The sequence below is a fragment of the Proteiniphilum sp. UBA5384 genome, from assembly GCF_002410825.1.
Taxonomy (GTDB): Bacteria; Bacteroidota; Bacteroidia; order Bacteroidales; family Dysgonomonadaceae; genus Proteiniphilum.
Genome location: NZ_DHOS01000058.1, coordinates 1 through 13419, shown reverse-complemented (window position 1 = coordinate 13419; position 13419 = coordinate 1). Strand labels below are relative to the sequence as shown.

The 13419-nt window shown below is 41.9% G+C and carries 11 protein-coding genes and 1 tRNA gene; 7 read left to right on the top strand and 5 right to left on the bottom strand.

What is annotated here, in order from left to right:
• Positions 1-56 precede the first annotated feature (56 nt).
• Positions 57-143, top strand: a tRNA-Leu gene (locus B4G81_RS11105).
• 74 nt (positions 144-217) lie between these two features.
• Here the strand turns inward: B4G81_RS11105 and B4G81_RS11100 are convergent.
• Positions 218-1195, bottom strand: a complete 978-nt coding sequence (locus tag B4G81_RS11100; RefSeq protein WP_294082486.1) for a glycosyltransferase family 92 protein — start codon at positions 1193-1195, stop codon at positions 218-220.
• A 320-nt stretch (positions 1196-1515) separates the two neighbouring features.
• On the opposite strand from B4G81_RS11100, the gene B4G81_RS11095 reads away from it, so the two are divergent.
• Positions 1516-2544 carry a dihydroorotate dehydrogenase-like protein gene (locus B4G81_RS11095; RefSeq protein ID WP_294082484.1) on the top strand — a complete coding sequence of 343 codons (1029 nt, stop codon included), beginning with the start codon at positions 1516-1518 and terminating at the stop codon, positions 2542-2544.
• A 10-nt stretch (positions 2545-2554) separates the two neighbouring features.
• On the opposite strand, the gene nhaA is transcribed toward B4G81_RS11095, so the two are convergent.
• Both nhaA and pepE read right to left on the bottom strand, forming a co-directional pair.
• Entirely contained in the window at positions 2555-3736 is a 1182-nt protein-coding gene (nhaA, locus tag B4G81_RS11090) for a Na+/H+ antiporter NhaA (protein ID WP_294082480.1), read from the bottom strand.
• Positions 3733-4446, bottom strand: coding sequence for a dipeptidase PepE (gene pepE, locus B4G81_RS11085; protein WP_294082488.1), 714 nt, complete (start codon positions 4444-4446; stop codon positions 3733-3735). Before pepE ends, nhaA begins: the two co-directional genes overlap by 4 nt.
• Before the next feature lie 100 nt (positions 4447-4546).
• Here pepE and B4G81_RS11080 point away from each other — a divergent pair, with 100 nt between their 5' ends.
• Positions 4547-5206 carry a DNA alkylation repair protein gene (locus tag B4G81_RS11080; protein WP_294082476.1) on the top strand — a complete coding sequence of 220 codons (660 nt, stop codon included), beginning with the start codon at positions 4547-4549 and terminating at the stop codon, positions 5204-5206.
• 227 nt (positions 5207-5433) lie between these two features.
• On the opposite strand, the gene rlmH is transcribed toward B4G81_RS11080, so the two are convergent.
• Positions 5434-5907, bottom strand: a complete 474-nt coding sequence (gene rlmH / locus B4G81_RS11075) for a 23S rRNA (pseudouridine(1915)-N(3))-methyltransferase RlmH (protein WP_294082475.1) — start codon at positions 5905-5907, stop codon at positions 5434-5436.
• A 175-nt stretch (positions 5908-6082) separates the two neighbouring features.
• On the opposite strand from rlmH, the gene nadC reads away from it, so the two are divergent.
• The 4 genes from nadC to B4G81_RS11055 are packed head-to-tail and all read left to right on the top strand — an operon-like array spanning position 6083 to position 10990.
• Positions 6083-6937, top strand: coding sequence for a carboxylating nicotinate-nucleotide diphosphorylase (nadC, locus tag B4G81_RS11070; protein WP_294082473.1), 855 nt, complete (start codon positions 6083-6085; stop codon positions 6935-6937).
• Between the two features lie 2 nt (positions 6938-6939).
• Entirely contained in the window at positions 6940-7389 is a 450-nt protein-coding gene (locus tag B4G81_RS11065; protein WP_294082471.1) for a dCMP deaminase family protein, read from the top strand.
• 4 nt (positions 7390-7393) lie between these two features.
• Entirely contained in the window at positions 7394-9034 is a 1641-nt protein-coding gene (locus B4G81_RS11060) for a S41 family peptidase (RefSeq protein ID WP_294082469.1), read from the top strand.
• 6 nt (positions 9035-9040) lie between these two features.
• Positions 9041-10990 carry a polysaccharide biosynthesis protein gene (locus B4G81_RS11055; protein ID WP_294082467.1) on the top strand — a complete coding sequence of 650 codons (1950 nt, stop codon included), beginning with the start codon at positions 9041-9043 and terminating at the stop codon, positions 10988-10990.
• Here the strand turns inward: B4G81_RS11055 and B4G81_RS11050 are convergent.
• Positions 10968-12830 (bottom strand): ABC transporter ATP-binding protein, encoded by a 1863-nt coding sequence (locus tag B4G81_RS11050; protein ID WP_294082464.1) that lies wholly within the window; start codon positions 12828-12830, stop codon positions 10968-10970. The genes B4G81_RS11055 and B4G81_RS11050 overlap by 23 nt on opposite strands.
• Positions 12831-13419 lie beyond the last annotated feature (589 nt).

Here is a 13419-nt window from a genome sequence, read left to right as displayed (position 1 = left end):
ATAACCTTGCCAAGGTTAGGGTCGCGAGTTCGAGTCTCGTTTTCCGCTCAAGGTTTGCTCGGATGGTGGAATGGTAGACACGCAAGACTTAAAATCTTGTGACCATTACGGTTGTGCGGGTTCAAGTCCCGCTCCGAGTACCAAAGGGGACTTTTCTGTAATTTTATGGAAAAGTCCCCTTTTTTCTTTGTAATCGTCCGTTGATAAAGGGTTGGTATCACTCCTCTATATCATTGAGGTCGTGTTGTTCAAAATAGTCCAAATTCCGGATGCCGAGTTTCCTTGACCGGCCTCTGGCACGTTTTTCCAGAAATTCCTCGTAAGATTTTACCGCATAATGGTTGATGCGGATTACATCGTGTTGGGGCTCACGATCCCTGAAATGCTTTCGAACCGGTTGACCGTGCGAGTCAAAAGTCTTTCCGGACATTCTTGACACTTCATGGGCACCGATAAATGAAAGAACACGACGTGGATTGACAATACTTTTTACATGCCTGTTTGAGATGTGGTTTAGTTCCGCATGTCTTTTGAATCGCGTCATGACTCCTCCGGGCTCTTTTTCCCGGGCACCGCCACTGCCATATATCAACCAATTAATTTCTACCGCAGATGCATCTTCGAATCGGCTCAAAAACTGGGGAATAGTTTTGTCTTGTACCGGTACTATGAATTCATCCAGGTCAATTACCGCAATCCAATGTGCGTCAAAACGGTGTCTATCCAGACAGTCATCATAGATGGGGAGTTGTTGTTTTACCCCTTTCCGGAAGATATATTCCACCAATCCTGATTCGATATAAGGAGCCAGTATTTCTCTTGTATTGTCCGTACTTTCGTTGTCATATATGTAAAACTTCTCCACACCTAAATGATGATGCCATTCTATCCATTCCTTAAAATAAGGGCCTTCGTTTTTTGCCATTGCACAAACAGCCAGATAATATTTCGGAGCTACCGCTCTGTTGCGATATACTTTCCTGCGGAGTTTAAGAGCCTGTATTGGTCCATAGCGCAGAATTCCCCGCCATTGGTTCCTCGTCATTTTGTGCGGAATGACTCCTGCCACGATCTCTGCGATTCCTTTGCGTATAGAAAAAGAGAGGTCGAATTTTATCAGCTCATCACGCCATTTTTCTCTTTTTGATCTGTTAGGAATAAACACTGTCAGAAAGTTTGCCGTTGATTTATTCATCCTTTTACAACTTTTGTTTTTGAACCGAATATTTACTATCTATGTATCACCAAATTCTGATAGACATTTATTTTCTCGTAGAGATTAGATTGCATCTCTACGGGTCGGCTTCCTTGAAAATTTCCGTATACTAGCGTACACCGCGCAATACGGTAACAAAATTACCATTTTACCGTTTCACACACAAAAATATTTACAAACAAGTATGAATATCCTTGAAAAAGGCTTATTGAAACTATTTTATATTCCGATCTTGTCTTTTCGTGAAAAAAGTATAACTTTGTCTGAAACATAATATAAGTATAAAAAAATAGAGTCATATGAAGAACCTGGAAACATCCTACATGGGTATTTCGCTTAAAAACCCGATCATACTTGGGGCATCGGAATTATCCTCTGAAGTTGAGTCATTGAAAAAAGCAGAACAGGCAGGAGCTGCTGCAATAGTGTATAAAACACTCTTCGAAGAACAGATACAATTGGAAGATCTGCAATTCGATGAATTAAAAGAGGAGTATAACGATATCCATGCGGAGATGACTTCGCTTCATCCCGATATTGACCGTTCCGAGATAGAGTATTACCTTGTGAAGATACGGAATGCCAAAGAGAACCTTTCGGTGCCTATGATTGCCAGTCTGAATGCGGTCAATGATTCCTCATGGTTTCGTTATGCCCGGCTAATAGAAGAAACCGGTGTGGACGGGATAGAACTCAATCTTTACCAGACTCCTACCCGGTTTGACCTTGATGCTGCTGAAATTGAAAAAAGGCAGATCGATATGGTGACAGAAGTCAAAAAACAACTCTCCATACCGGTAAGTGTAAAACTCAGTGCCGATTACACCAATATCCTGCATTTCGCGAAACGTCTTGATGAAGCGGGTGTGGATGCAATGGTACTCTTTAATTCTTTCTTCCAGCCCGATATCAATATTGAAAAGGAGACCCATAAAAGAGCTTTTAACTTTAGTAAGAAAGGAGACTATAAAAAGTCGCTCCGTATCGCAGGAATGCTCTATGGCCGTGTAAATGCCAGTATCTGTGGCAGCCGGGGTGTTTTCGACAGCGAAGATATGATCAAGTTGATCCTTTCCGGTGCAACATGTATACAAACGGTAAGCGCCGTTTACAAAAATGGGGTAAAACAGATTACCGAAATGGTCCGGGGACTTGAGGAGTGGATGGAACGCAAAGGGTATGACTCAATTGAACAGTTCAGGGGCAAGCTCTCGGACAGTGTACTCAATAAAAATGATAATTTGTTGGTATACAAGAGGGCTCAATATGTCGACCTGTTACTCCATTCCGATACCATCTTTGGAAATATGCAGCATCGTGGTTTTTAGACTTTTTATGTCATGAATTTTCCTTTTTTGGGGAAAATGCCTTGAGCCAGATATATCCCACGATCATCGCCAGTGCCGAAGCAATCAATACCGACAGTTTTGCGATATCTTTCAATATCTTGTCTTCGGGAAAAGAAAGATTTGAAACGAAAATTGACATGGTGAAGCCGATGCCTGCCAACATGCCCATTCCAATGAATTGGGCCCAGCGGACATTGGCCAACCTGACTAGCCGAAGCTTGACCATCAGGAAAACAGCCAGTGTAATACCTAGAGGTTTTCCAAGGAAAAGACCCAGGATAATTCCAATGGAAAGCGGTGAAGTGAGTCCTGAAACTGCTGCGGGCGTGATGAAAATGCTGGTATTTGCCAATGCGAAAAGAGGAACAATAACGAAATTGACGGGCAGACTAAGCCTCTTCTCAAATGCCGGCATCTTGCTGATGGGAAGGATAAAAGCCAGTATTACTCCGGCAAAGGAAGCGTGGATGCCGGACCGGTACATGCAATACCACATAACTAAACCCAGTGCAGCCGTAATAATGTAGACGGGTTTACTGTGGAAATTACGGTTGATCAGGAAAATGACAATGGCCATAATTGCCACTCCCGCTAACCAGATAAAATAGAGCGAAGAACCGTAAAACAGGGCAATAATGAGAATGGCGCACAAGTCGTCTATGATCGCCAGTGCTGTCAGAAATACTTTCATTGAATGAGGAACCGCTTTGCCCAACAAGCTTATCATTCCGAGGGTGAAAGCTATATCAGTAGCGGTGGGTATGGCCCATCCGTTTGTATAAGCTGTGCCGGCTGTAGTTATGATAAAGATGATAGCTGGAACAGCTACGCCGAATAATGCCGACACAGAAGGAAACATCATCCTGCTGGGTGAAGAAAGTTCTCCCTGTGTTATTTCCTTCTTTATATCGATTGCCACATGAAAGAAGAACAGCGTCATAAGGGCGTCGTTCACAAAGTGAATGATCGAATGGGGCAGATGTAGATGATGAAATCCGGGAATTTCCATTTCCCAGAAATCGTAATAGAGCGAGCCTATTCCCTTGATATTTGTAATAATCAATGAGAATAGGGTGCACAGTAACAAAAGTACCCCCAACGACCTACTGTCGTTAATGATTCGTCGGAATTTCGACGCACCCGGTTGCAGGGCCACGTGATTGGCACTCATTTCCGTTGCAAAAGAAAGCTGAAGTCATCTTCACTGGAGAGTTCGAACGGTACTTCTCCATATTGGAAAATACGGGCTTTGCGGGGACCTATTAATTCTATTTCGTCATTTTCGACGAGAAGCATAGTGCTTTCCCGGAGGCCAACTACATAGGTATCCTGGTTTACCTCTATAAACTCATTAATTCGCACTTCCCGTGTTTCGCCACCGTGATTGGCGGGATGATCATCCAGATAATGAGGATTGATCTGGAAGGGTACCAATTTCAGCGTTTTGAATTTCAGGGGTTCCACAATGGGCATATCGTTGGTGGTCCGCAGGGTAGGGCAGGCTATGTTAGAACCGGCACTCCATCCTATATAAGGAGTGCCTTTTTTTACCTGTTTCCGGATTACCTTCATCAGCCCTTTTTCCTGAAGCATCTTTACTAATTGCCATGTATTTCCGCCTCCGACAACAATCGCATCGGCATTCTCGATTGCTTCTGCAGGATTGATGAAACGATGGATACTCGTGACGTGATGGCCGATTTCTGCAAAACGGGCATTTACCTTTTCTTCATATTCGTCAAATGAGAAAGTGACTGCTGCATATGGAATAAAAAGGACGTTATTTGCCTTTTCTCCAAGAAATTCTTTAATTTGGTTTTTTGGATATTCCAGATACCCTTCACCGGGATTGGTGGAGTTACTGATTAAGAGGAGCCTCATCATTTTATATTTTTTAGTTATAACGCAAATATAAGGAAAATGTTTGAAAATTATAAATTCATTGTGAAATAACGTATTTTTGTAGTCTAAGAGATTGAATATGGAAACGATTTTAAGGAATATCCGCACCGATTTGCGGATGTCGATGAATGGTGTCACTGCCGCAAGTATGCGGGCCAAAGGGGTGGAGTACCGTATGAACTTCGGAGTGGATATTCTTCGCCTCAAACAGATAGCCCTCAGGTATACACCCGATAAAGTATTGGCTGAAATCCTGTGGAGGGAGGATGTGCGGGAATTGAAGATACTCGCTACGATGCTTTGTCCTCCGGATCAGTTTCTAAAAAAGAATGCTGACCGATGGGGGCGAGAGATCGTTAATCAGGAAATCCGTGAACAAGCCTGTAAGAATCTTTTTGAGAATCTTTCGTATGCGGATGAATTAGTACAGGAATGGATCAGAGATGAAGATATAAATATTAAAACCACGGGGCACTGGCTTTTTGCCCGATTATGCATTGTTCGCCCTGATGTAATGACACAGGTACAAAATGAGGATATATTGCAGAAGGCAATGGCGGATATTCAAAGCGAATCGTTATTACTCCGTCAGTCTGCATTGAATACACTGAAATTTTTTGGTAGGATATCCTCCTATAACGCGGAGAATGTAATGCGGCGAATAGCCGTTTTCGAAAATTCCTCCGATCCGCAACAGAAAGAAATATTTAATATGCTCTCTTTTGAATTTGAACGCTGACAGGCTATCTACCCTCTGAAATTCTTGTTGATAAAAAAAATGGAGAGAAGGAGATTTAATACGAGAAAACCTCCACTCCCGGCTAAAAACAAGCCTTTCCATTGTGGAAATACAATCAGTGCAACTACTGATGCTATTGTAATCAGTGCGATGAGGATCCATATCGCTGCAAGAACTGGTTTCTTTTTTATCATAGCGTAAATTGAATTTGTTGCAAAAATAACTATTTATTCATGATGATAAGGTTCGTTTTGTAGGATTGTCATTGCACGGTAAAGTTGCTCAACGAATATCATCCTTACCATCTGATGGGTAAAGGTCATTTTGGAAAGTGACATAGTTTCATTAGCCCGTTCATAGACTTCATCTGAGAATCCATATGGCCCTCCCACCATAAAAATCAGTCTCCGGGCGGCGGTAAAGGATTTTTTTTCCAGATAGCCGGAAAACTCTATGGAAGAATATTGTTTCCCTTTATCATCAAGCAATACCACATGGTCGGACGACTGAAGCCATTTCAACAATTTTTCCCCTTCCTGTTTTTTTTGCTCTTTTTCTGAAAGGTTCCTGGCATTTTTGAGATCAGGAAGACTATGAATATCGAATCCAATATAAAAATTGATCCTCTTCCTGTATCCTTCTATTATTTGAGAAAAAAGAGGATTATCTGTCTTACCTATGGAAAGTAATATAATTTTCATTCTGTTCTGAATACCAGCCGGATATCAACCGAATACCAAGTGAATTGTGAAAAAAGCGACTGATGCAGACAAATGTAACTGTTTATTTCGTATTTTTGCACTAAATTTCTTGTAAAAGAATAACAAAACCTTTATATTGTTTGTTTATTCTAAAATGATGCATAATCGTTTTAATATGACAGAAAAAGAATTAATCCATAACCTTATCCGATTGGCTTTTGCTGAAGATATTGGAGACGGAGACCACACCACCCTTTGTAGTATTCCTGCTACAGAAGAGGGACAATCAAAATTGTTGATCAAGGAAGAAGGTATACTGGCCGGAGTAGATGTGGCAAAAGAGGTGTTTCATGATTTTGATCCCCAATTACGGGTAGAAGTTTTCTTGGGTGATGGTTCGTATGTAAAGCCCGGTGATATTGCCTTTATTGTCTCAGGGAAAGTGCGTTCAATCTTGCAGACTGAACGGCTGGTCCTTAATATTATGCAGCGGATGAGTGGAGTTGCCACCATTACCCACCGCTATATGGAATTACTCAAAGGAACGTCGGCCAAGGTGCTTGACACCCGTAAAACTACGCCCGGGATGCGTATCCTTGAAAAGCAGGCGGTCAAGATTGGTGGCGGAGAAAACCATAGAATAGGCTTGTTCGATATGATATTATTAAAAGATAATCATGTGGATTTTGCCGGAGGAATTGAGAACGCAATTCATGGCGCACAACAGTATTTGAAGGAGAAAAACAAAAACCTCAGGATTGAAATAGAGGTGAGAAATTCCCGTGAGCTTGAGGAGGTGCTTCGTATAGGCGGGGTAGACAGGATCATGCTTGACAATTTTACGCCGGCACAAACTCTTGAAGCCGTGAGAACCGTAAAAGCCGTTAACAGTCGTGTGGAATTGGAATCCTCGGGAGGAATCACTTTCGACACTATCCGGGAATATGCTGAAACAGGGGTGGATTATATATCGGTGGGTGCATTGACTCATTCGGTGAAAAGTCTCGATATGAGTTTAAAGGCAATTTGAAAATGGAACAAAACGGAGATAAACAGGTGCTACTCGACAGGCGCTATATGCGAATGGCTTTTATCTGGGCCGAAAATTCCTACTGCAAACGTAGAAAGGTAGGTGCACTTCTGGTGAAGGACAAGATGATTATCTCCGATGGATATAATGGTACTCCTTCGGGTTTTGAAAATATATGTGAAGATGAGAATGAAATAACAAAGCCGTATGTGCTTCATGCAGAGGCGAATGCAATTACTAAAGTAGCACGTTCCAATAACAGCAGTGAGGGGGCCACTTTGTATGTTACCTCTTCACCCTGCATTGAATGTGCCAAGTTAATTATTCAGGCAGGAATAAAGCGAGTGGTTTATTCTGAGAATTACCGTTTGAGTGATGGATTAGAGTTATTAAGCAGGGCTGATGTTGAACTTGTATCGGTAGAAATTGACAAAATAGTAACAGGAGAGTAATTGAATGGATGCAGGTAAGAAAGCCAGGATATGGATACCGCTATGCTTAGGTGTCGGTATCGCAGTGGGCATATTTATCGGAAGCAGATATAGCCAGTTCGGACGATCGGGAAGCGTGGCAGGCTATGGCAAAATAGATGCTGTACTGAACTATGTCAATGAATCGTATGTCGACACGGTGAATATGCGGCAACTGGTGGAAGATGCGCTCCCCAATATTATAAAGGAGCTTGACCCTCATTCAGATTACATCTCAGCGGCCGATATGAAATGGGTGAACGAAGACATGGAAGGCCATTTCTCAGGTATAGGTGTCAACTTCTATGTATTAAGAGATACCATTGTAGTGACCGGTATTGTGCCGGGGGGCCCTTCAGAGGCAGCCGGCATCATGCATTGGGACAGGATTGTAACAGTCAACGATACTTTAATTGCCGGGACAAAACTCCGCAATGAGGAGGTTATGGCTAAATTAAGAGGTGAAACCGGGTCGGAAGTGAAACTGGGGATTATCAGAGCCAATGGTAACCGTTTATTAGAAGTCATCGTTACCCGGGGAGATATTCCTATGAGCAGTGTCAATGCTGCCTACATGCTGACCGATAAGATAGGTTTTATTAAATTGGGTAAGAACTTCGGGTTCAATACCTTCAGTGAATTTATTTCTGCTATATCCAAGTTGAAAAGTTTGGGTGCCAACTCTTTTATGATTGATCTGAGAGGAAATGTAGGAGGATCATTGGATGTGGTGGTAGCCATGGTCAATGAGTTTCTGAACAAGGGTGACCTGATTGTGTATACACAAGGAAGGAATTTTCCGAGGACCGACATATATGCCAAAGGATCGGGTACCTGTAAAGAGGATGATGTGATTGTCCTCATTGACGAGTTAAGCGCTTCTGCCAGTGAGATATTTGCAGGAGCCATTCAGGATCACGATAGAGGGTTGGTAATTGGACGACGTTCCTTTGGTAAAGGATTGGTGCAGGAGCAACGTAATTTTCCCGACGGATCGGCGGTGAGGCTTACCATGGCCCGTTATTACACGGCTTCAGGCAGATCTATCCAACGGAGATATGAAAAAGGTAAATATGATGAATATGAAATGGAGGCTATCAACCGCTATATAGAAGGAGACTATGTCAATGTAGATACCGTTGCTAATCATCTTATTCCTTTTCAGACAGCAGGAGGAAGGACGGTATATGGCGGGGGGGGCATCATGCCGGATATATTTGTGCCCCGCGATACGACCGGCTTCAATTTGTATTACAATTTGATCGTAAATAACCGGTTGGATGAGAAATATGCCATGCTTTATTCCGATACATACCGGGAGAAACTGAGCAGTTTCGGGACATGGCAGGAACTGTACAGGTATTTGCGTCAGCAACCGTTGTTATTGAACCTTGTGAGTTTTGCCGATAATAATGGAATAAGAAGAAGGCCTTATTATGTACAGGAATCGAGTGAGTTGTTGGAAAATGGAATGTATGCATACATTATACGGAATTTTTTCGGAGAGGAAGCTTTCTGGGCAACTTACCAAAAAGAGGACTCCTTGATCAAAAAGGGAATAGAACTGATAGAGACCGGTAAGGCCAAGCATCAGTCTATTGTGAACGGGGAGTATAAGCAAAATTAGATCTTTATGAACAACCTGATACACAATTTCCTGTCGAGCAGGGTATTGTCTCGATTCTCTATTTTCGTGATTGATATCCTCATGGTGTTGTTTTCGTGTCTGGCGATATATATGGTAAGATATGGATTTGCCGGGCTTACGCCAGAGGTAAGAGCAGATGCTATTACATTGGGATTAATCCTTGTTTTTATCAGTGCAGTTACCTTTATCTTGTTCCGCACATTCAGCGGAATCCTCCGATTTTCTTCTTTTACCGATTTGATAAGGATCACTTATGCTTTGGTGCCGGCATATGGCATCACCTATATTGTCATTACAATGCTGAAATGGCATCGCCCTTTTTTCCATCTTGATAATATTACTTTTATCTCTATTTTCTTTCTTAACATATTTCTGATGATCTTTTCCCGGATATTGACAAAGGAAATTTATGAATTTATTACAGGTAGAAACGTGAAACCAGTGAATGTATTCATTTACGGTACCAAAGAGGCCGGTATCAGCATTGCAAAGGCGTTGAAAGGAAACAGTGAATTCAATTATCGGGTAGCGGGATTTATTTCAGATGAAAGTCACATGGTAGGCAAGGAATTGATGGGAGTAACAATTCATGCTAATAACGAGACCCTTTTCAGGACTTTGGAAAGCAAAGATGTACAGACGGTTATTATTTCACCTCTGCAAATGGAAGAGATTAAGAATTCCGACCTGCTGAATAATTTCGTGGATCATAATATTTCGTTGCTTACTACTGTTCCTCTCAACGAGTGGAATGGGATGCTTATGAGTAAAAATGAATTGAAAGATGTACAGATCGAAGACCTTCTACCACGAGATCCTATTCATGTCAACATGCTGAAGATTGCCTCCAATATCGAAGGGAAACGTGTGATGGTGACCGGAGCTGCCGGATCGATAGGGAGCGAGATTGTACGTCAGGTGGCCAACTTCAACCCTTATAGTATCATTCTTATAGATCAGGCGGAGACTCCATTGCATGATATGAGGCTCGAACTGAAAGATAAATGGAGGGAAATGCGTGCGGAGGTTATTGTGGCCGATGTGAGTAATGCCAGCCGCATGGAAAGAGTTTTTTCCCATACGCGGCCCCAGTATATTTTTCATGCAGCAGCATATAAACATGTGCCAATGATGGAGGATAATGTTTCGGAATCGGTACAGACCAATATCCTGGGAACGAAGATTATGGCAGATCTGGCAGTGAAGTATAATGCCGATAAGTTTGTGATGGTTTCAACCGACAAGGCGGTGAATCCTTCAAACGTGATGGGTTGTTCCAAGAGAATCTGTGAGATCTATGTGCAATCTCTTGCAAAATATGTCTCAAAAAACCATAAGAAAACAACTCAGTTTATTACAACCCGTTTTGGAAATGTGTTAGGATCCAATGGTTCGGTAATACCTCTCTTCAGGGAACAGATAAAACATGGAGGACCGGTGACGGTCACCCATCCTGAGATCATTCGCTATTTCATGACCATTCCGGAAGCTTGCCAACTTGTGTTGGAAGCAGGTGCAATGGGTAGGGGGGGGGAGATTTACATTTTTGATATGGGAAGGCCGGTGAAGATACTTGATTTGGCCAGAAGGATGATCCGGTTGTCCGGTTCAAAGAATATCAAGATAGAATTTACCGGACTGCGTCATGGTGAAAAACTCTATGAAGAACTGCTTAATAAGGCAGAACATACCAAGCCTACCTACCACGAGAAGATTATGATTGCCGATGTCCGTGAGTATGAATATGAAGAGGTTAGTTGGAAAGTGGACACACTCATTCATATTTCATACGAATATGATGATATGCGTACCGTTAAAAAGATGAAGGAAATTGTCCCCGAATTCCGGAGTATTAACTCACCTTTTGAAGTGGTAGACAGATTATTGGAACGACTATCTGTGGAAGATACCCTTACTCCGGAAGAAAGGTTGTAGACGTTTGGCTAATCTCTCTCTGGGCATTGCACAATGATGTATAATATCCTCCTTCTGCATAGAGGGTGGCATGTTGCCCCGATTCTACTATCTGACCATCTTTAATCACATAGATTTCATCAGCATTCTTGATTGTGGAGAGTCTATGCGCTATTACAATGGTAGTGCGGTTTTCCATCAATTTTTCCAATGCTTCCTGTACGAGGCGTTCCGAGTCGGTATCGAGTGCTGAAGTGGCTTCATCCAATATGAGTATCTTCGGATTTTTCAGGATGGCGCGCGCGATGCTGATGCGTTGACGTTGTCCTCCCGATAATTTTCCACCCCGGTCTCCGATATTGGTCTGGTATCCGTTTTCGGTAGCCATAATAAAGTCATGGGCATTGGCTACTTTCGCGGCATTGATAATATCGCTCTCGGTGGCTTCGGTAACTCCAAATGCAATATTATTATAGATGGTATCATTAAACAGGATCGCTTCCTGATTTACATAACCCATCAGCGATCTTAAATCCCGCACTCTCATATCTTTTATGTTGACTCCATCGATGAGGATTTCCCCTTTCTGGATATCGTAGAAACGGGGTAAAAGGTCGGCCATCGTTGATTTTCCCGATCCCGATTGGCCCACCAATGCAATGGTCTTGCCTTTGTCGATTTTTAGATTGACTCCTTTAATGACCCAATCTATGCCATATTTAAACCATACATCTTTATAATTTATATCAGAATTGAATGTGACGGGAACAGGTTGTGCCGGGTCGGTGATCTTGTTGTCGGCCGTCAATATTTTGTCGATACGCTCCATCGATGCCAATCCGCGTTGGATAGCATAGGCTGACTTTGAAAATTCTTTTGCCGGATTGATAATACTATAAAATATGGTAAGATAATAGATGAATGAAGCAGCGTCGATAAGGCTGTTGCCCTCCAGTATCAATGACCCTCCAAACCATAGAACGATGGCGATGGTGATAGTCCCCAGCAACTCGCTCATGGGATGTGCCAGTGTTTGCCTGCGTGCGATCCTATTCGTCATGCGCCGGAATTCATTCGTCCCTGTATGAAATCTTTCGGAGATTTTGTTTTCTGCACTAAAGGCTTTGATCACCCGCAATCCACTTAATGTTTCTTCCATCTGTGACATCAGTTCACCCCACTTATTCTGTGCAGCGAAAGAACTCCTTTTCAGACTTCTTCCCACACGCCCCATCACAAACCCCATTATCGGTAGTACAACTAGGACAAAAAGGGTTAGTTGCCAGCTCAGAATCAGCATAGTAATCAAATAGATCAATATAAGTACAGGATTCTTGAAAAGCATATCAAGGGAACTCATGATGGAACTCTCTACTTCATTTACATCACCTGATACCCTGGAAAGAATGTCTCCTTTCCTTTCTTCGGAGAAAAAGCCGATAGGAAGAGAGAGTACCTTGTCGTTGATCTGATTCCGGATATCCTTTACTACCCCTGTCCTTATCGGAATAAGACAATAAGAGCCCAGGTAGGCAGCTCCGGTTTTCAGGAGAGTCGTCACGATAAGAAATGTAGCCAGTGCCATTAGGGTAAAACTGCTTCCATGGATAGTTATGAGGTGGGTGATATACCAGTTCATATTATTGAGCGTCAAATCCATGAATGAATAGTCGGGGCTATCCCAGGGAATAAAGGAAAATGTATTCTTGTTTATTTTGAATAAAACCTGAAGTATAGGGATGATTGTGGCAAATGAGATTACATTTAGTATTGCAGTCAGTATGTTGAATATGAATGCCAGAATGACATATTTCTTGTAAGGAGGTAAAAACCGTCTTAAGATATCAATAATACCCTTCATTATATATTAATGTAATTGAGTGTTCTAATTGAATTAATTTATATTAATAAGCATCCTGAATTATAGTAATGCAGATTTTAATGCAAAAGTACTTATAAAATGTGATTCGAGGGAAGAAATTACATCTTTTCACTTTTAGGATCAACCCCTCACCCTTTATTATCCGTGAAAAGAGTCATTTCTCCCTGTTTTTTTATTTTTCATAATAGATTGATACCCTTCCCTTTGATAGATGTTCGAAAAAAAAGAGTAAAAAAAGTGTGATTTTTTTCGTTGAATTGTTTGGATGGTAAGAAAAGACTCCCTATCTTTGCACCCGCTTTCAGGAAATAAGTACTGTCAGCAAGAGAAAAAAGCGATCTTTAGGTTATTTACATATACGTTCAAAAAGAAGACAAAGCAGAGTATACAAGGGACCGCGGTTTTAAGAAGCCGGGGTCAAAATTGGTACCCGTTCAATAAAAGATACAGGAAACTAAAAAATAAATCGTGAATTCGGGAGCTTTGGAAAAATCTTTTCAGTTGTTCGATGTTTCCGTTGTATTCGGCCAATAGCCGTTTGCAGGGGGGGCAAGTTTCAAGGAAACAA